21 protein-coding genes and 1 tRNA gene are annotated in these 17,904 nt (G+C 32.2%); 9 read left to right on the top strand and 13 right to left on the bottom strand.

The annotated features are described in order from the left end of the window. Window positions 1–66: 66 nt before the first annotated feature. The 4 genes from xerD to OA85_RS08605 all read right to left on the bottom strand — a co-directional run bounded on the left by xerD (window position 67) and on the right by OA85_RS08605 (window position 3,080). Window positions 67–996, bottom strand: coding sequence for a site-specific tyrosine recombinase XerD (gene xerD, locus OA85_RS08620; protein ID WP_039109108.1), 930 nt, complete (start codon window positions 994–996; stop codon window positions 67–69). A gap of 79 nt (window positions 997–1,075) precedes the next feature. Then, window positions 1,076–1,588: an outer membrane beta-barrel protein gene (locus OA85_RS08615; protein WP_039109107.1), complete on the bottom strand. Its 513-nt coding sequence runs from the start codon at window positions 1,586–1,588 to the stop codon at window positions 1,076–1,078. A 97-nt stretch (window positions 1,589–1,685) separates the two neighbouring features. After that, window positions 1,686–2,279, bottom strand: coding sequence for an outer membrane beta-barrel protein (locus OA85_RS08610; protein WP_039109106.1), 594 nt, complete (start codon window positions 2,277–2,279; stop codon window positions 1,686–1,688). A gap of 276 nt (window positions 2,280–2,555) precedes the next feature. Next, window positions 2,556–3,080: a hypothetical protein gene (locus OA85_RS08605; RefSeq protein WP_039109105.1), complete on the bottom strand. Its 525-nt coding sequence runs from the start codon at window positions 3,078–3,080 to the stop codon at window positions 2,556–2,558. Between the two features lie 302 nt (window positions 3,081–3,382). Between OA85_RS08605 and OA85_RS08600 the strand changes: the two genes are divergently transcribed. Then, window positions 3,383–3,946 carry a porin family protein gene (locus OA85_RS08600; RefSeq protein ID WP_039109104.1) on the top strand — a complete coding sequence of 188 codons (564 nt, stop codon included), beginning with the start codon at window positions 3,383–3,385 and terminating at the stop codon, window positions 3,944–3,946. 73 nt (window positions 3,947–4,019) lie between these two features. Continuing rightward, window positions 4,020–4,433 carry a type II 3-dehydroquinate dehydratase gene (aroQ, locus tag OA85_RS08595; RefSeq protein WP_039109103.1) on the top strand — a complete coding sequence of 138 codons (414 nt, stop codon included), beginning with the start codon at window positions 4,020–4,022 and terminating at the stop codon, window positions 4,431–4,433. A 74-nt stretch (window positions 4,434–4,507) separates the two neighbouring features. On the opposite strand, the gene OA85_RS08590 is transcribed toward aroQ, so the two are convergent. From OA85_RS08590 to OA85_RS08575, 4 genes are all read right to left on the bottom strand, one after another. Continuing rightward, window positions 4,508–5,377 carry a cation diffusion facilitator family transporter gene (locus OA85_RS08590; protein WP_039109102.1) on the bottom strand — a complete coding sequence of 290 codons (870 nt, stop codon included), beginning with the start codon at window positions 5,375–5,377 and terminating at the stop codon, window positions 4,508–4,510. Window positions 5,378–5,488: 111 nt separating this feature from the next. Further along, window positions 5,489–6,799 (bottom strand): UDP-N-acetylglucosamine 1-carboxyvinyltransferase, encoded by a 1,311-nt coding sequence (murA, locus tag OA85_RS08585; RefSeq protein WP_039109101.1) that lies wholly within the window; start codon window positions 6,797–6,799, stop codon window positions 5,489–5,491. Between the two features lie 103 nt (window positions 6,800–6,902). Further along, a complete protein-coding gene (locus tag OA85_RS08580) occupies window positions 6,903–7,622 on the bottom strand; it encodes a DUF4290 domain-containing protein (RefSeq protein WP_039109100.1) in 720 nt (239 codons plus the stop codon). 83 nt (window positions 7,623–7,705) lie between these two features. Next, window positions 7,706–8,002 (bottom strand): DUF493 family protein, encoded by a 297-nt coding sequence (locus OA85_RS08575; protein WP_039109099.1) that lies wholly within the window; start codon window positions 8,000–8,002, stop codon window positions 7,706–7,708. Window positions 8,003–8,150: 148 nt separating this feature from the next. Here OA85_RS08575 and OA85_RS08570 point away from each other — a divergent pair, with 148 nt between their 5' ends. The 5 genes from OA85_RS08570 (at window position 8,151) to OA85_RS08550 (ending at window position 12,747) form a co-directional block, all read left to right on the top strand. Then, on the top strand, window positions 8,151–8,690 hold the full coding sequence (locus OA85_RS08570) for an AAA family ATPase (RefSeq protein WP_039109098.1): 540 nt from the start codon (window positions 8,151–8,153) through the stop codon (window positions 8,688–8,690). A gap of 83 nt (window positions 8,691–8,773) precedes the next feature. Next, window positions 8,774–10,669, top strand: a complete 1,896-nt coding sequence (locus OA85_RS08565) for an ATP-dependent DNA helicase RecQ (protein ID WP_039109097.1) — start codon at window positions 8,774–8,776, stop codon at window positions 10,667–10,669. Further along, window positions 10,669–11,616: a methionyl-tRNA formyltransferase gene (fmt, locus tag OA85_RS08560; protein WP_039109096.1), complete on the top strand. Its 948-nt coding sequence runs from the start codon at window positions 10,669–10,671 to the stop codon at window positions 11,614–11,616. Before OA85_RS08565 ends, fmt begins: the two co-directional genes overlap by 1 nt. A gap of 179 nt (window positions 11,617–11,795) precedes the next feature. After that, entirely contained in the window at window positions 11,796–12,068 is a 273-nt protein-coding gene (locus tag OA85_RS08555; protein WP_035667751.1) for an HU family DNA-binding protein, read from the top strand. Window positions 12,069–12,186: 118 nt separating this feature from the next. Beyond that, window positions 12,187–12,747, top strand: a complete 561-nt coding sequence (locus tag OA85_RS08550) for a YqgE/AlgH family protein (RefSeq protein ID WP_039109095.1) — start codon at window positions 12,187–12,189, stop codon at window positions 12,745–12,747. Here the strand turns inward: OA85_RS08550 and OA85_RS08545 are convergent. Further along, window positions 12,744–13,583 carry an aminotransferase class IV gene (locus tag OA85_RS08545; RefSeq protein ID WP_039109094.1) on the bottom strand — a complete coding sequence of 280 codons (840 nt, stop codon included), beginning with the start codon at window positions 13,581–13,583 and terminating at the stop codon, window positions 12,744–12,746. The two genes, OA85_RS08550 and OA85_RS08545, sit on opposite strands and share 4 nt — an antisense overlap. 55 nt (window positions 13,584–13,638) lie before the next feature. Then, complete coding sequence (locus tag OA85_RS08540) at window positions 13,639–14,031, bottom strand: START-like domain-containing protein (protein ID WP_039109093.1); 393 nt, start codon at window positions 14,029–14,031, stop codon at window positions 13,639–13,641. Window positions 14,032–14,185: 154 nt separating this feature from the next. Here OA85_RS08540 and OA85_RS08535 point away from each other — a divergent pair. Both OA85_RS08535 and OA85_RS08530 read left to right on the top strand, forming a co-directional pair. Further along, window positions 14,186–14,262, top strand: a tRNA-Met gene (locus tag OA85_RS08535). A 329-nt stretch (window positions 14,263–14,591) separates the two neighbouring features. Next, window positions 14,592–15,125 (top strand): hypothetical protein, encoded by a 534-nt coding sequence (locus OA85_RS08530; protein ID WP_039109092.1) that lies wholly within the window; start codon window positions 14,592–14,594, stop codon window positions 15,123–15,125. A 78-nt stretch (window positions 15,126–15,203) separates the two neighbouring features. Here the strand turns inward: OA85_RS08530 and OA85_RS08525 are convergent, their stop codons facing one another. The 3 genes from OA85_RS08525 to mltG form a co-directional block, all read right to left on the bottom strand. Then, window positions 15,204–15,845, bottom strand: coding sequence for a hypothetical protein (locus OA85_RS08525; protein WP_039109091.1), 642 nt, complete (start codon window positions 15,843–15,845; stop codon window positions 15,204–15,206). Window positions 15,846–15,942: 97 nt separating this feature from the next. Then, a complete protein-coding gene (locus OA85_RS08520; protein ID WP_052257171.1) occupies window positions 15,943–16,860 on the bottom strand; it encodes a DUF2279 domain-containing protein in 918 nt (305 codons plus the stop codon). A gap of 2 nt (window positions 16,861–16,862) precedes the next feature. Further along, window positions 16,863–17,903, bottom strand: coding sequence for an endolytic transglycosylase MltG (gene mltG, locus OA85_RS08515; protein ID WP_039109089.1), 1,041 nt, complete (start codon window positions 17,901–17,903; stop codon window positions 16,863–16,865). Window position 17,904: the final 1 nt, after the last annotated feature.

Below are 17,904 nucleotides of genomic sequence, written 5' to 3'. Positions count from 1 at the left end.
CCCGAAGGGGAGGAGCCTTTATACTTAAAAAAATGATTAGCTTGAGCTAATCATTTTTTTTTTGTTTTACCCCCTCCCCTTCGGGGAGGCTGGGAGGGGATTCTTTCTGGGATGAAAAGTGTTAATTACTTCTGTCAGAAACTTTCGATCAAGATGAACATAAATCTCTGTTGTAGTTATCGATTCATGACCCAGCATTAATTGAATGGATCGTAAATCTGCTCCATTTTCCAGAAGATGTGTAGCAAAAGAATGTCGCAAGGTATGCGGACTGATATTTTTATTTAAATCTATTTTACTGGCTAAATCTTTAATAATCGTAAAAATCATGGCTCGTGTCAATTGATTTCCTCTTCTATTTAAAAACAACGTATCTTCAAATCCTTTCTTTATGTTCAAATGGATTCGCATCGTATCTTTATAAATTTGAATGTATTTTTGAGTTAAATTTCCAATAGGCACAAACCGTTGCTTATTCCCTTTTCCCGTTATTTTAATAAAACCCTCTTCAAAAAACAAATCGGAAATTTTCAAAGCTGTCAATTCAGAAACTCGCAATCCACAACCATAAAGTGTTTCGAGCATGGCACGATTACGCTCCCCTTCATTTGTGGTTAAATCAATAGCCGAAATAAGATTATCAATTTCAGCCACAGATAACGTATCCGGAAGTTTTCGGCCCGTTTTAGGCGTTTCAATTAATTCTAAAGGATTAGTATCCCGAAAGTCTTCAAATATTAAATAACCGAAAAAACTTTTAAGTCCCGAAATGATTCTGGCTTGTGAACGCGGATTAACTTGTTTTGAAACATCATAAATAAACTGCTGAATCATTTCGTCATCAATATGTATTGGAGAAATAACAATTCCATTATTTTCCAGAAAAAGACACAAACGTTCAATATCGAAAGAATAATTTTCAATAGTATTCTTTGACAAACCCCGTTCGATTCTTAAATAAGACTGATAACTTTTTATATAAGTATTCCAATTCATATCCCAAAGTAAAGCATTTTTTAGACATAAAAAAACCTCTCGAAATGAGAGGTTTTTAATATTTTAGAAGGTTGACACATTAAAACTTATATCCAAGACCTACAAATAGACCATTAATCTTTGCGCTATATCCAGATGGAGCATTTTCAATTAAATTAGTTAAACCCAAATTGTATTTTGCTTCAATACTAAAATTTTTATCTATATCGTAAGCTCCTCCAAAATCCAATCCTACACCAAAAGTTTTAAGCCCTGTGGTTTTCTCATCTAAATCAAATAATAAATCTGGACCAACTAGAAGGCTGAATTTTTCTGCAACAAATAATTTTGCAAGAATTGGCAATTGCAATTGTTTAGAATCTTTAATAAACACCAACAATAATTCTGGTTGTACATGAAACTTATCTGAAGCAGCAATATCTACAACAGCACCAACATAAAAACCAGTTTCTGACCCAGAATTTGAACCTCCAGGATAAACCGCTTTTGCAGTTGCAAAATCAACACCAGTTGCTAATCCAAATTTGACATCTTGTGCATTTGCAAATCCAAATGCGAATACTGCTACCGCAGTTAAAAATTTTTTTTTCATTGACTTTTTTGTTAAAATTAAAAAAACATATATAAAAATACTCCTAATTATTAACTATTCATTTTGGAAAGTTTAGAATGTTACATAAGATAAAAAATTATTTTCTCCATTTTCCTCCACCAACGTAGAATCCAAGATGAATCCCTAAATACGTGTTTGAAACTATTCCTAAGTCATTACCATTTATATCCTGTAAATTAGATTTTGGTACAAAATTATATTCTATTCCCATTCTAAATTTATTCCATTCAAAACCTCCACGCAATAACTCCCCAACTTTTCCAGTTCCATTTACAGATACTTGATCTGAATTATTTGTATCATTAAATTCAACATTTGCGATAGAATAATATCCTATTCCGCCACCAATATAAGGAACAAAAGATTTACCGGATTTATTAAAATAATAATCATATGTTCCAACATAAGAAATATTAGCAGAAACTTTTGCACTTGTAGTACTACCATTATCTTGAATATCACGAATCATTCCAGCTCCACCTATTCGCAGTCCTACATTCATATTCTCTTTTATGTTGTATTTCGGTTCGATCGACAACAATAAACCACCACCCCCAACTGAAGGGACTGTATATCCTAAATCTAACCCAACTCTAAAGCCACCCTGTTTTTGTGAATAAACACTGGTAAAAGCCAATGCAATACATGCTACTAAAATTACTTTTTTCATTCTTTATTTGTTAAATTAAAAAAACAAATATAAAAATATTCCTACTATTAACTATTTATTTTGAAATGAATATTTTCATTATTTAAAAAATAAAAAAAATCTAATTTTTTAAATAATTGACAAACAAAAATTTACGAACAAGCTTCTCACCAGATTAAGTAAGAAGCTTGTTGTAGTAGCTAACACATAAATTAATAATTATTTACTTACAATTTTTCTATTTAATAAAAAAAACCTCCCAATTGGGAGGCTTAAAATATTGCAGTTTTAAAATATTTAGAAGTGTAATACAAAACCAATTAATCCTTGAAAAGCATTATCCGCTTTGTTATTGTCAAGGGTCGCATTATAACGAATTGCAGGCTCAATTGAAACATTGTCTCCAAGAAATATAGCATACCCTCCTTGAAAACCAATCCAGTTGGCATTATTTCCGCTTCCTGAAGTACCTGTAAAATCAATACCTACCGGAAACTGACTTACAATATAATACTTAACTCCTATTTTATAACTAAAAGGATTATAACCATCACCATCGTCTGAGTAACCTAAACCTGCTTTTATTGCTAAATCTTTTATAACAAAATACCCTCCTTCTAAACCAACTGACCAAGCGGTATTTCCTCCATCAACAGATAGTAAGGAAAATGAAGTATTTCCGGTAGCCCATGAACCAGTATTAGCTTCAATTAACCATTTCCCTTCTGCAGTTTGACCACCACCATTGCTCATTTTTTTGTCTTGAGCATTCACAAATCCAAATGCGAATACCATCACTACTGATAAAATAATTTTTTTCATGATTTATCATTTAAAATTTATATACCCAAAGTTAGAAAAATCAACAATCGCATCTGATTTTACGTCAAAAAACTCGTTGATTGCCAAATTAATCCGTTTAAAAACAACAAAATAAGATTTAACTCATTGATTTTTAAGTAATTGTGAATTAAAAAATACTTTTAAAAACTTAAAAACCCCTTTTTATTAAAGTAAAAACAAAGTAAATATTGTAAGTAATAAACATAAAAGTGTAATATTTCTTTACTTTAAGAGTTTTACCTTGTACATTCAAATTAAAGACAATAATTAAATACAATATTATGAAAAAGACAATCTTAGTTGCCGCTTTACTTCTTGCTATTTCAAGTAATATGCAAGCTCAATTAGTTAAGTTTGGAATAAAAGCTGGTTTAAATTACGCAAATCAAACTGGGTCTGATATTACGATTAATAATTCTAATTATAACACTTCAGCTATTACAAGTTATCATGCCGGTTTAATCGCAGAAATTAAAATTATAGATAGTTTCTCTATACAACCTGAACTACTCTATTCTACACAAGGCGCAAGTTATAAAAGTGCAGGAGAAGAATTCAGAAATGAATTAGGCTATTTATCAATCCCCGTTTTAGCAAAAATTAATTTAAATAAAGTAGTTAGTATTGAACTAGGCCCACAAGCTTCCTTTTTATTGAGCGAAAGAAATAATTTTGATGTCAAAGATGCAAATACTTTTGATTTTGCAGTTGTTGGGGGTTTAGGTCTAAATATTACTAACCATTTATTCATACAAGGGCGTTATGGTTTAGGATTAACAGATGCCTCAAAGGATGCACAAGTTAAAAATTCTGTTGTTCAAGTTTCCGCAGGTATTAAGTTCTAAGAAATTAAAATAAATTAATTAAAACCGTTCCATAAATTGGAACGGTTTTTTTATTTTTACCAAAATAACAATTATGAAAATAAGTATCATCAACGGTCCAAATCTTAATCTTCTTGGAAAACGTGAGCCAGAAGTTTACGGCAGCCTAACTTTCGAAGAGTATTTTACTACTTTACAAATAAAATTTCCTGCAATAGAATTCACTTATTATCAAAGTAACATTGAAGGAGAATTAATTGATAAAATTCAGGAATTTGGTTTTTCTTATGATGGCATAATTTTAAATGCCGGAGCTTACACCCATACTTCTATAGGAATTGGAGATGCAATAAAAGCGATTACGACTCCAGTAATTGAGGTCCATATTTCGAATACCTTTTCACGTGAAAGTTTCCGTCATCAGTCTTATATTTCTGGTAATGCTAAAGGAGTTATATTAGGCTTTGGATTAAAAAGTTACGAATTAGCGGTGCAATCTTTTTTGTAGTTTAAAAGAATAATCAAACGATATATTATAAACAAAAGGCGCAAAAAATTTGTGCCTTTTGTTTAACTATAAAATTAATTATTCGGTTCCACATGAATCAAAACATGTCCTAATTCAGGAATTTCTTGTCTTAAAGTATCCTTTAGTTTATGGGCTAAATCATGTCCTTCTTTTACTGAAATATTCGCATCTACAATAGCATGAAGATCAACATGATATTGCATTCCTGCTTTGCGAATGAAACATTTTTCAGTATCAATAATTCCTTCGACTTGAAACGAAACCTTTCTAATTTCATTAACTAAATCATCGTTCAGATGCTCGTCCATAATTTCTCCAAGTGCGGGTCTAAAAATAAGATAACTGTTATACAATATAAAACCAGAAGCAAAAAGTGCTGCCCAATCATCGGCTGATTCATATCCTTTTCCTAAAATTAATGCAATAGAAATTCCGACAAATGCCGCTACCGATGTTATGGCATCACTTCTATGGTGCCAGGCATCGGCTCGTAGTGAAGAACTATTCGTTTCTTTACTGCGTTTCATAACTATACGGAACGAATACTCTTTCCAAATAATTATAGCACCAAGAATAAAAAGTGTCCAAGATTCAGGCAATTCATGAGGTGTTCCAATATTATCAATACTTTCATATGCTATAATAGTTGCTGATGTTATCAAAAAACCAACAACTAAAAAAGTTATTAATGGTTCTGCACGACCATGTCCGTAGGGATGATTTTCATCAGCTGGTTTATTAGAATATTTGATTCCGAACAAGACTAAAAGAGAGGAAAAAATATCGGTGGTAGATTCTATTGCATCAGCCACTAAAGCATAAGAATTTCCAAAAAAACCTGCCAAGCCTTTTATAATTGCCAAACAAATGTTTCCAACTATACTAAAATATGTAGCCTTAATTGCTGTCTGTTCTTTTGACATTGTATTGTGTAATAATGAAATTAAAAATCGTTTAAAAATTCCTTTTTTAAATCTGAATTTACATATTCAAAAAGGAATTTTTAAACGATTTTTTTTTAATAATTTAGAAGTTTATGCTCGAATGATATTAGCTCCAATCGCTCTTAAGCGTTCGTCTATTCGCTCATAACCTCTATCTATTTGTTCAATATTTTGAATGGTACTTGTTCCTTTAGCTGAAAGAGCCGCAATCAATAAGGAGATTCCAGCACGAATATCCGGTGAAGACATTGTTGTTGCTTTCAATTGTGATTTAAAATCATGCCCCATAACCACTGCTCTATGCGGGTCACATAACATAATTTTTGCTCCCATGTCGATTAATTTATCTACAAAAAACAATCGGCTTTCAAACATTTTTTGGTGAATCAATACATCTCCTCTTGCTTGTGTGGCTACAACTAAAACGATACTCAATAAATCAGGTGTAAATCCTGGCCATGGTGCATCAGCAATAGTAAGAATAGAACCATCAATATCCGTTTTTACCTCATATCCATCTTCGTGAGCAGGAATGTAAATATCATCTCCTCTTCGTTCCAATGTGATTCCTAATTTTCTAAAAGTATTTGGAATAACACCAAGATTGTCCCAACTTACATCTTTAATTGTAATTTCACTTCTAGTCATGGCTGCCAATCCAATCCATGAACCAATTTCAATCATATCCGGAAGAATTCTATGCTCACAACCACCTAGATTTTCAACTCCTTCAATGGTTAATAAATTAGATCCAACACCCGTGATGTTTGCTCCCATAGCGTTCAACATTTTACAAAGTTGTTGCAAATAAGGCTCACAGGCTGCATTATAAACTGTAGTTTTTCCTTTTGCCAAAACAGCAGCCATAACAATATTTGCTGTTCCGGTAACTGAAGCTTCATCAAGCAACATATCAGCTCCGGTTAATCCATCTGGAGCTTCCACACCATAAAAATGATCTTCTCTATTGTAACGAAATTTCGCACCCAGATTGATAAATCCTTCAAAGTGTGTATCTAATCTTCTACGACCTATTTTATCCCCTCCTGGTTTTGGAATATATCCTCTGCCAAAACGAGCCAATAATGGCCCCACAATCATAATAGAACCACGTAGAGAACCACCTTCTTGTTTGAATGCTTCAGTTTCTAAATATTGTATATTAACATCGTCAGCTTGAAAAGTATAAGAACCTGATCCATTTTTTTGGATTTTAACTCCTAAATTTCCTAAAAGTGTAATTAGCTTATTGATATCAATAATATCAGGAATATTATTAATTGTCACTTTTTCAGGAGTCAAAAGAACTGCACATAAAATTTGTAATGCTTCATTTTTAGCTCCTTGTGGCGTGATTTCTCCTTTTAGACGAATGCCACCTTCAATTTTGAAAATTCCCATATTCTTTTTTTAAGGTTCTGAGGTTCTAAGTTACAAAGGTTCTGAATTTTTACCTACTTTATTAAAAATAGCAACTCAAAATCTAACCCACTTAAGACCTATTTTATTTTGGATTATTGTTTTTTATGAAAGGTTTTGGTTTACCCGTTTTTAAATTCTTATTGCTTAGAATTTTTGGTTGCCCAACAGGAGTGATTTTATTAGAAACTCGTTTATTAGTTCGCAATAAATCAGTAGTATTTAGAAGCTCTTCGGTACTTTGAAGCAAATTTAACTTACCATCGGATAATTCATATAAGTGTTCGAAAATAACATCGTCCTTTACGGTATCTTTATTCCAACTCAAATAGGATTTTTTCATGTGATTGGCAATTACTTTTACCAATGCATTCTTCATTTCGCCATCTTCCCATTTATTAGCGACATCAATCATATATTTTATGTTGTTGCCATAATACCTGTATTTTGGAAAATTTTGCGGGTATTTTAAAACATCTGGTTTTAATTGCAAGACTTCACGAGATGGAATTGGATAGGGTGAATCAGCCACTAATTTAAAATCAGACATGATAAAAATCTGATCCCATAATTTATGTTGAAAATCAGGAACATCTCGTAAGTGAGGATTTAAACTCCCCATTACCTGAATGATATATTTTGCTGCTTTATTGCGCTCCACATCATCTTCAATCTTTGTAGCCTGATCAATCAATTTTTGCAAATGACGTCCGTATTCCGGAATAATTAAATGGGATCGCTCCGCATTATATTCCAAATGATGGACGGTATCGTTCGCGTTTTCTTTTATATATTTTGAATTCATATTCGAATGTATATTTTTTTGATCTTATATGCCACATTTCCGAAGATTTAAATCATTCGAAATGTATCAAAATTTATTTTATATTATAGGGAAACAATACCTTTAATTGTAGAAACTTCTAGGTATTTATCTACTATTTCTTGCGAATCTTTTACTGTAACGTCAACAGATATACTTGTAAATTTACCCGTTTTGGATTTTGTTGTTTTTATAACCGCTCCCATACAGTCAAAAGCCAACTCAACACGCTCTACATTATCATTTTCTGTTGGCACAATAAACTTAAATAAGTATTCTGCTGGCCATGTATTACTCATATCCAGCTCCACTTTTAATCTTTCGTAAAATTCTGCAGTCTCTTTTTCTTTATCGTTATCCATTTTCAATTTAAAAATAAGAGCAAATATACGGTTTCAAATGTAAATTTTGAATATTTGAAATATGATTTTTTGTCTAATTATGCTTTTACGGCAATCATTTTTTCAAATTCCAATAAGTTTGAGTAATTTCGCGCCTTATTTGTAAAAAGTGCAGAAAGAAATCATAGTTATCATTGGCGGTCCCGGAACTGGAAAAAGTACAATCATAGATGGATTAGTGGCAAATGGATATTGCTGTTATCCCGAAATTTCCAGACAAGTGACTTTGGAAGCTCAAAAGCAAGGTATCGAACAATTATTCCTGACAAATCCTTTACTGTTCAGCGAATTACTTTTGGAAGGTAGAAAAAAACAGTTTCAAAGCGCACTTGAAGAACCGCATAAAATTGTGTTTATAGATCGTGGTATTCCAGATGTTGTAGCCTATATGGATTATATAGGTGACAGTTATCCATCCTTTTTTGATACCGCGTGCAAAGAACACAAATACACTAAAATCTTTATTCTTCCACCTTGGGAAGAAATCTACACGAGTGATACTGAACGATATGAAAATTTCGAACAGGCAAAAAATATCGACACGCACCTTGTGGCAACTTATCAAAATTATGGTTACGAACTTATAGAAGTCCCTAAAGATAGTGTTGATAACAGAATTCTTTTTATCTTAGATAAAATTTCTAAATAATTTAAGGATTACAAATTGGGATTTACGATTTTTTCATCAAGTATAAATTAAAATCTAATCCCGAAGCTTTGGGAACGAAATCTATGCCAGAAGCATTACAAATTCTTCAAAAGTATTGGAAACACGATAAATTTAGATCGCTACAAAACGAAATTATAAATTCTGTTTTAAGTGGTGAAGATACTTTTGCGCTAATGCCTACCGGGGGCGGAAAATCAATCTGTTTTCAGGTTCCGGCCATTATGAAAGAAGGAATTTGCCTAGTGGTTTCACCTTTAGTTGCATTAATGAAAGACCAAGTCGCCAATTTACAAAAACGAAATATTAAAGCGATTGCATTGACTGGTGGAATAAAGTCCGATGAAATGATAGACTTATTGGACAATTGTCAATTTGGAAATTATAAATTCCTGTATTTATCCCCGGAGCGTTTGCAGTCAGACTGGATTCTCGAAAGAATAAAAAACCTCCCTATCAACCTGATTACCATTGACGAAGCACATTGCGTTTCACAATGGGGACATGACTTCAGGCCTGCTTATTTGAAAATTTCTGAATTAAAAAAGCATTTCCCTAAAACCCCTTTCTTAGCTTTGACCGCAACGGCAACACCAAAAGTTAAAGAAAGTATTATCACTGATTTAGGATTGCATAATCCAAAAATTTTCGAGAAGTCATTTGCCAGAGAAAATATCGCCTACATGGTTTTTGAAGTCGAAGATAAACTTTTCAGAATAGAACAAATTCTAAAGAAAAACCCTCAACCATCCATAATCTATGTAAGAAACAGGAAATCGTGTTTGGAAATTTCGGCACAACTACAATCTTTAGGGTTTAAAGCAACGTATTATCATGGCGGACTTACGTCCAAAGAAAAAGATAAAAACATGCAGTCTTGGATGAATGAAGGTGCACAAATTATAGTTGCTACCAATGCGTTTGGAATGGGAATTGATAAAGCCAACGTAAAAACAGTCATTCACATTCAACTTCCTGAAAATTTAGAAAATTATTACCAAGAAGCTGGACGTGCCGGAAGAAATGGAGAGAAAGCTTATGCCATATTATTAACCAGTCCATCGGATATTCTTCAAACTGAAAATCAGTTCATCAATGTCCTTCCTGATAAAAAGTTTTTGAATCTAATGTATGTCAAACTTTGCAATTATTTTCAGATTGCTTACGGAGAAGGTATTAACGAACAATTTAATTTCAATTTGCATCATTTTTGTCTAAAGTATGAGTTTCCGACATTGAAAACCTACAATGCTATGCAGTTTCTGGACAGACAAGGGATTATTAGTTTATCTCAAGAATTTTCTGAGAAAATCACACTTCAATTTCTTATTCCATCCAAAGAAGTGATTCGTTATATGAGTTTGAATCCTAATGACGAAGAAATAATTTTAGCAATATTACGAACCTATCCTGGAATTTATGAAATGCAAACCGCTTTCAATATAGAATTAATTGCAAAAAAGTCAAATCATGCTACAAATGAAATACAAGCAGTTCTACATAAATTGAAAGAAAAAGGCATTATTGAGTATCATTCGAAAAATAATGATGCCACTTTAATTTTCAACGAAGTTCGGGAAGACGAAAGAACCATTAGTCGAGTTTCTAAATATTTAGAAAAGCAAAACGAATTAAAAAAAGAGCAACTTAAAGCAGTTCTCTTTTATGTTAATGAAAAGAAAGTTTGCAAGAGTAAATTGATCTTGGATTATTTTGGTGAGAAGGCAAGCGTTGATTGTGGAATTTGCTCTTATTGCATTACTAAAAAAAATAGGAAAGTAGACATCACTTCACTATCGGAAGCCATTATTACCTTGCTACAAACAGAAGATTTAAATTCCAGAGACATTCAAAATCGCACTAAAAATAGCCCAGATGATATTATCTTTGTGCTGCAACATTTATTAGAAAACAACACTATTTTGGTTAAACCAAATAATAAATATACTTTAAGATCATAATGGAAAAATTACGAATTGTTTTTATGGGAACCCCAGAATTTGCCGTTGGGATTTTAGACACTATAGTCAAACACAACTATGAAGTTGTGGGTGTTATCACAGCAGCAGACAAGCCTGCCGGTCGCGGACAAAAATTAAAATATTCGGCGGTAAAAGAATATGCGCTTGCCAATAATCTTACTTTGTTACAGCCTGCAAACCTAAAAGACGAAGCTTTTTTATCAGAATTAAAATCCTTGAATGCTAATTTACAAATTGTAGTTGCTTTCAGAATGTTACCAAAAGTAGTTTGGGAAATGCCTTCATTAGGAACATTCAATCTTCACGCTTCGCTCCTACCCAATTATCGCGGAGCAGCCCCAATAAATTGGGCAATCATAAATGGAGAAACAAAAACGGGTGTGACTACATTTTTTATCGATGATAAAATTGATACCGGAGCAATGATTTTAAGTTCGGAAACACCAATCTCAGCTACCGAAAATGCAGGACAATTGCACGATCGATTAATGAATTTGGGAAGTACGACCGTTATTGAAACTTTGGAAATGATTGAAAAAGGAAATGTAGCCACCATTATTCAAAAAGATGATGCTGATATTAAAACGGCATACAAGCTAAATAAAGAGAATTGCAAAATAGATTGGACAAAATCAGCTTCAGAAATAAATAATTTGATTCGAGGTTTGAGCCCTTATCCAGCTTCTTGGTGTTTCTTTGGAGATAAGAATGAAGAGTGGAATGTCAAAATATACGAAGCAAAAATCATTTCAGAACATCACAATTATCCTGTTGGTAGTTTAATTTGTAACAAGAAAGAGATGAAAATTCCTGTAAAAGATGGATTTATCCAGGTACTTAGTTTACAGTTTCCGGGGAAAAAGAGAATAAGTACTGCGGAATTGTTAAATGGAATGTCTTTTTCTGAAAACGCAAAAGTCTATTAACATCAGTAAAAACGGGCGTTTCGATAGTTTTAACAAGAAATAGGCTTTGTTTTATGAACAAAAAAAATAAGTTATTAACAAAACAAACTAAAATAACACAAAACGCTTGCAAGGAACGGATTTCCTACTAAATTTGTGTATTAACAATTTTTTTAACCAACAATTAATAACTATTTATTATGAACAAATCAGAATTAATCGATGCTATCGCTGCAGATGCAGGAATTACAAAAGCTGCAGCTAAATTAGCTTTAGAGTCATTTTTAGGAAATGTAGGCGGTACTTTGAAAAAAGGTGGAAGAGTATCTTTAGTAGGTTTCGGATCATGGTCTGTTTCAGCTAGAGCTGCTAGAGACGGAAGAAATCCTCAAACAGGTAATACGATTCAAATCGCAGCTAAAAATGTTGTGAAATTTAAAGCTGGTGCAGAATTAGAAGGAGCGGTAAACTAATTTGAGTTTTCCAATATAATCAAAACCTTCCACATGGAAGGTTTTTTTATGCATTTGAACGACTTTCTTTGGTTTTTTTGAAATTTTATTCTTAAATTTAATAAAAAAAGTAGCCGTTATGATTTCAGAAAAATTAAAAAAAGGACATCTACTTATAGCAGAGCCTTCTATATTTGGAGATTTATCATTTAGCCGATCAGTAATATTATTAGCAGACCACAATAAGGAAGGTTCTGTTGGTTTTATTATAAATAAACCTTTGAAATATACCATCCACGACTTAATACCAGATATAGACGCTCGATTTAAAATCTACAATGGTGGTCCAGTGGAACAAGATAATCTTTATTTCATCCATGACATTCCAGAACTAATTCCTAATAGTGTAGAAATTTCAAATGGCATCTATTGGGGTGGTGATTTCGAATCTGCGAAAGAACTTATCAATTCCGGTAAAATAAGAAAAAATAATATTCGCTTCTTTTTAGGGTACACTGGCTGGGAAGAAGACCAACTAGAAACCGAAATGGAATGTAATTCCTGGATTATTACTGAAAATAATTACGAAAATAAAATCATAGGAAAATCACCAGCTCATTTCTGGAAAGAGCAAATCATGGAATTAGGAGGAGAATACCTTATTTGGTCAAATGCTCCAGAAAATCCTTATTTAAATTAAAATACACCTATTGATTGGTTCAATTTTTGAATCAATTCATTGGCTAATTTAATTGTAAACTCTTTTTTACGATATTTAGTTATAGGTTGAATTCCTTTTATAACATTTGTAACAAACAATTCGTCTGCTTTTTGAAGATCAAATGGAGAAATTACTTCTTCAACTACGTCTAGATTTTCTATTTTTTTTGCCAAACTCAAAATTTGTTTTCTCATCACACCATTCAAACATCCTTCAGATACAGGAGGCGTAATCAGTTTATTACCCAAAAGCATGAAAATATTTCCTTGTAAAACCTCAACTACATTCTTACTGTCATTCAACAAAATACAATTGTCCAATCCATTTTCGTTAGCATAAATACTACCCGTAATGTTTATAATTTTATTTGTTGTTTTTATAGAAGACAGCAATTGTTTTGTCACATAAAAGTCTTTATACAAATCGACTTCATATTCCTTTTGGTCAATTGAATATAAAGTGTTTTCTAGTGCTATTGTATGAATCAAAAAAGAGATTGTATTGTTCAGAGGCAAATAATAGCCTCCATCATTTCTATAAATAGTGATTCTGGCCCTTGAAGAACGCTCTAGTTGATTAACTTTAACTACTGACAGGATTTGCTCTTCAAAATATTCCATGGTAAAATTCATTGGAATTTCCATTCGAACCACACGCATTGATGCCATTAATCTAAAATAATGATCTTCTAAAAAAAGAATTTTATTATTTACTATTTTAACTGTTTCGAAAACGGCATCACCATATAAAAAAGCGCGGTTCTGTGTCAATATACTAGCATCTTGAGACACTATAGTTCCATTAAAATTAATCATAAAAAAAGCCCTAAATTTTGTTTAGGGCAAATATAAGTCATAAAATATGATTTTACTATACAGAACCAATTAGATGTTTCAAATCTGAAATTTGATTTTCCCATAGCTGAGTCGCCTCATCAACCTCATCTTTGGATGCAAAATCAACAACCATTAATGAGACATCTTTAGTTAGTTCATCAACTAAAATATGTAATTCAAAAAAATATTCCGTGTCTTTACTGTTTTCGTCAACCCACTTGAATTTTACTTTTTCACCAGACTTCTTAGAAGCAAGTCTTGCTTTTTCTTCGGAATCATTCCAAATGAAAGTAAAAAACTCTCCACGAGAATTTACGTTATCGGCAAACCACTCCGATAAACCGGATGGAGTCGATATATATTGATATAATAATTGAGGCGAAGAATTTATGGGAAACTCGATTTCGTAACGTACTTTTTGATCCATGAGCTACATTTAATTTTTGTGAAATATAAGAATATAACTCCGAAAAAAAAGGATTTTTAAAAATATTTTTTTTTCTTTAAAAAACGCTTGCAACCTGTAATATTATTTTTATATTTGCACCCGCATTCAGGGCTGGTTATCCACCCTCAATCATGGCGAGATAGCTCAGTCGGTTAGAGCGCAGGATTCATAACCCTGAGGTCCCGAGTTCAAATCTCGGTCTCGCTACCAAAGCAAAAACCCTAACATCAATATGTTAGGGTTTTTTTATGCAATTTACTAATTCAAATTAGTAACAAAGATTCCTACTAAAAAAAACTTCTTATAGGAACTACTTTTAACATAACATATGGGAAAAATTAACCTAAAGAGCTAAATAAATGAACTAATTTTACATAGACAATTGATTTTAACAAATAGAAAAATAAATATTTTTTTTTATTTAAAATATTGATATATAATTAATTACGATAATTAAAAAAGAAATAAAATAGTAAAGATTAGCATTTATTTGTTCATTAAAATTTAACTTATTTAATATTAATTTAAAACCAAATATCATGAAATCATTAATTATTATTTTGTTATTTTTAGGTTTATGCGCACCATCTTACTCACAAGACCAGAAGAAAGATACCGTTCAAGGAAAGATAAAAGTCATAGAATTACCACCAGTTGTAATTAAAAGAGTAGGAAAAGATTTCTCCGTGTATCTTCCGGATAATAATCCTGATCAAACAGTTAGAACAATTGAAGAAAAATTCATTGCCTATGACCTTGGAAAGGACTATGAAGGATCCGAAGAATATCTTTTGGTTATGAGTACAAAAAAAGGAACTTTGTCAGCAACCTATAATGACAAAGGTAAATTAGTACGTGTGGTCGAAGAGTATAAAAATGTAAAACTTCCCAGTGAGGTCATTTATTCTATTTACAGAACTTATCCCGGATGGGCTATTGTAAATGATCAATTTCTCTACACACAAAGGGAAGGTGATGTTACTAAAAAACTGTATAACGTTAAGATTAAAAAAGACAACGAAACTGTTAAATTAGTAGTTCGTCCCGATGGAGAAATTACAAAAATTAAATAATCAATTTTAAAACACAAAAAAAAAGAGGCTATCTAAAAGTAATTTAGAAAAACCTCTCTTTTTTTGCAATAAATGTTCTTATATATTTTTTATGTTAGCATTACTATCTGCAACAATAAACGAAGTATCATACCCTCCAAAAGCTTTCATGTAGCTTCGTATAGAAGTTCCGTAAGCATCCCGGAAATATCTTTTACCTTTATTTTTCAAATATTTCCTTACTGACCCTGCGCCTCCAAGATGTGCAGCAGCCAATATTCCGGATTCCGTTATGTAGATTCCGTTCATAATTGTCCCCTCATATTTTTCGATCTCTCTTTTTAATTCCCATTTGTTTTTTGCCAAAAGAGCTATAAAAGCTTTTTCTTGCATTTCAGGGCTATTCAAAAAAGCGGAACGATCATGGATACCTATAGTTTTTAGTGTTTCAATACCAAATTGGTATTTGCCTAAATATCCGAGTGAATTAATTTTTTTGTATTTGCTTTCAGATTCTCTGTATCCAATCGCTTCTTTGAATCCAATAAAGAAATTTCCAGTAAAAGGGATATTCAAATTGGTGTAATCTTCTTGTTTTTCAGATGGAAATAAGTAGTGTGATCCATCTTCTTCATGTACTAGAAACCAAGAGTTGGTGTCTAAATTAAAGGGCTTAAAACCCGAGCTTAAAAAGGCAATAATAATCGTCAAACCTGTATAAAAATACCATTTCTTTATCATAAATTGTTTTTCTTCAAAACGCTGTCCCGTTAAGAAATTTCTACGTGCAAATATACGTAAAAAATAATTATACTGATAATCAACTAGTTAAAGTTTACTAAAAATAGATTAAGTGTAATTTAATATCGTTGAAGTGCGCCATTTCAATCGTTGGAGCCGGTATTTTTATTGTATTTAAAACTGAAAAAAGAGTCTTTAAAAAGTGTGATTTGGTATTAATTTTAGTCAAATCGACATCAAAACTGACGTAAAATTGTCTGAATCTTTGTGGATTTTGAGTCAAAAAAAGCATGTTATTTTCCCTATTTCCGGTAATCATTCCTTCGGCTCCATAACCTAATGCCAGATTTAACCATTTTGGTATTTTAGAGCCTTTAGCAAAGGAATATAAATTGACCGAAAGCCAATAGGTTTGTCCGTTATAATCTTTTAGAATTTGTTCCGTAAATGAACTCCCTAAAACCTCTGGTCTTTGAGTCGCATATTGTGTGGTATGAAAAGAAAATTTAGGAGTTATACGTTGTTCTTTCCAAATTAATTCTTGTGAAACATACAAAGCCGTTCCAGAAGCATTTGCAATTATATCCCCTGATGAAGCACCCCATTCAGAAGAATATCCATCCATAACCTCAACAGCCGTCAAAAAAGCAAATCCTAAACCTGCTCCGTAAATAAGTTGGCTCTTTTTACTGGCTCCGCTCCATTGCAACATTTCGGCACTAAGCCTGCCTAAATGGTACGAAGAAAAAGAATGTCCCAATTTATCCATTTGAAGCCATTCGGAATTATCATTTATAAAATGAAAATTAGACTTGGGATAATCGGCGTACCAAAGTTGGTTTAAGCCAACCAAAATTCCTGAAGCCAATACCGCTTCAGAAATCACAACGGTATTTTGTCTTTTTTTATTTAAAGAGTCCGATGGCGTAAGGAAATCATCAATTGTATTTTGCGAAAAACAGGTTTGATATCCATTCAAAATCAAGAATAAAAAAAGTAGTTTTTTAAATCTCAAAACTATCTTTTTACACCTTGACTGTTTATCCAATCTGAATATTTTTTTGCGTTTTTATTGTGCTCTTCTAAAGTAGCTGCAAATTCATGGTATCCAAAACGTTCCACACTCGCACAGAAATAGATAAAGTTATTTTTCTCCGGATTTAAAACGGCTTCCAATGCAGTAATATCAGGCATCGCAATAGGTCCTGGAGGAAGACCAATATTTACATACGTATTATAAGGAGAACTCATTGTTAAGTCATTATAAAAAACTCTTTTGATAACCTGATCAAAATCATTTGACTTCTTTTTTATCGCGTAAATAACTGTTGGATCTGCCTGAAGTGGCATTTGAGCTCTTAAACGATTCAAATAAACTCCTGCAATTCTTGGTCTTTCGTCTTTTTTTACAGATTCTTTATGTACGATCGAAGCAAGAATAGTGGCCTCAATTGGAGTTAATCCTTGTTTTGCAGCTTTAGCAACACGTTCTTTGTTCCAAAAGTTTTTATATTCTTTAATCATTTTATCTCGGAACTTTTCAGCCGAAGTATTCCAATACGTTTCATAAGTATTAGGAATAAACATCGCCAAGACATTTTCTTCGGTAAATCCATTTTCTTTTAAAAAAACAGAATCTCTAAATGTAGTCAGCAATGATAAACTGTCCGCTTCAATTTGAGAACCTACGCGTCCTGCTAAATTTTCTAATCGTTCCTGATTATTGAAAGCTAAATTTACAGGTACATTTAATCGTAACGTTTTTACCAATTCATAACTATTCATTCCTTTGGTGAATAAAAAGCGCCCTGGTTTTACATTTTCAGGATAATCTCTTTTGCTGGCAACCGTTTCAAAACGGTCCATATTTTCGACATAAGGAGCAATTATTTTTTTGACATCTTCGTATTTAGAATCTGTTGGGATGTACACATAGAGTTCTTTTTCGGCAAACTTTGTATTCGCTGAAAAAATTTGGCGCAACAAAATAAATCCGTAAACCATTAATACTGATATTAATGCAACAGATATGATTGTTATGATTTTCTTTAAGTTCAAA

The organism is Flavobacterium sp. AED (assembly GCF_000812945.1).
Lineage (GTDB): Bacteria > Bacteroidota > Bacteroidia > Flavobacteriales > Flavobacteriaceae > Flavobacterium.
The sequence above is the reverse complement of the archived record's forward strand: the minus strand, read 5'-3'. Positions and strand labels throughout refer to the sequence as shown.

What these genes read in the sequence shown, in the direction of transcription:
- xerD (WP_039109108.1), bottom strand. Translation starts at nt 996, where the DNA reads ATGAATTGGAATACTTATATAAAAAGTTATCAGTCTTATTTAAGAATC.
- OA85_RS08615 (WP_039109107.1), bottom strand. Translation starts at nt 1,588, where the DNA reads ATGAAAAAAAAATTTTTAACTGCGGTAGCAGTATTCGCATTTGGATTT.
- OA85_RS08610 (WP_039109106.1), bottom strand. Translation starts at nt 2,279, where the DNA reads ATGAAAAAAGTAATTTTAGTAGCATGTATTGCATTGGCTTTTACCAGT.
- OA85_RS08605 (WP_039109105.1), bottom strand. Translation starts at nt 3,080, where the DNA reads ATGAAAAAAATTATTTTATCAGTAGTGATGGTATTCGCATTTGGATTT.
- OA85_RS08600 (WP_039109104.1), top strand. Translation starts at nt 3,383, where the DNA reads ATGAAAAAGACAATCTTAGTTGCCGCTTTACTTCTTGCTATTTCAAGT.
- aroQ (WP_039109103.1), top strand. Translation starts at nt 4,020, where the DNA reads ATGAAAATAAGTATCATCAACGGTCCAAATCTTAATCTTCTTGGAAAA.
- OA85_RS08590 (WP_039109102.1), bottom strand. Translation starts at nt 5,377, where the DNA reads ATGTCAAAAGAACAGACAGCAATTAAGGCTACATATTTTAGTATAGTT.
- murA (WP_039109101.1), bottom strand. Translation starts at nt 6,799, where the DNA reads ATGGGAATTTTCAAAATTGAAGGTGGCATTCGTCTAAAAGGAGAAATC.
- OA85_RS08580 (WP_039109100.1), bottom strand. Translation starts at nt 7,622, where the DNA reads ATGAATTCAAAATATATAAAAGAAAACGCGAACGATACCGTCCATCAT.
- OA85_RS08575 (WP_039109099.1), bottom strand. Translation starts at nt 8,002, where the DNA reads ATGGATAACGATAAAGAAAAAGAGACTGCAGAATTTTACGAAAGATTA.
- OA85_RS08565 (WP_039109097.1), top strand. Translation starts at nt 8,774, where the DNA reads ATGCCAGAAGCATTACAAATTCTTCAAAAGTATTGGAAACACGATAAA.
- fmt (WP_039109096.1), top strand. Translation starts at nt 10,669, where the DNA reads ATGGAAAAATTACGAATTGTTTTTATGGGAACCCCAGAATTTGCCGTT.
- OA85_RS08555 (WP_035667751.1), top strand. Translation starts at nt 11,796, where the DNA reads ATGAACAAATCAGAATTAATCGATGCTATCGCTGCAGATGCAGGAATT.
- OA85_RS08550 (WP_039109095.1), top strand. Translation starts at nt 12,187, where the DNA reads ATGATTTCAGAAAAATTAAAAAAAGGACATCTACTTATAGCAGAGCCT.
- OA85_RS08545 (WP_039109094.1), bottom strand. Translation starts at nt 13,583, where the DNA reads ATGATTAATTTTAATGGAACTATAGTGTCTCAAGATGCTAGTATATTG.
- OA85_RS08540 (WP_039109093.1), bottom strand. Translation starts at nt 14,031, where the DNA reads ATGGATCAAAAAGTACGTTACGAAATCGAGTTTCCCATAAATTCTTCG.
- OA85_RS08530 (WP_039109092.1), top strand. Translation starts at nt 14,592, where the DNA reads ATGAAATCATTAATTATTATTTTGTTATTTTTAGGTTTATGCGCACCA.
- OA85_RS08525 (WP_039109091.1), bottom strand. Translation starts at nt 15,845, where the DNA reads ATGATAAAGAAATGGTATTTTTATACAGGTTTGACGATTATTATTGCC.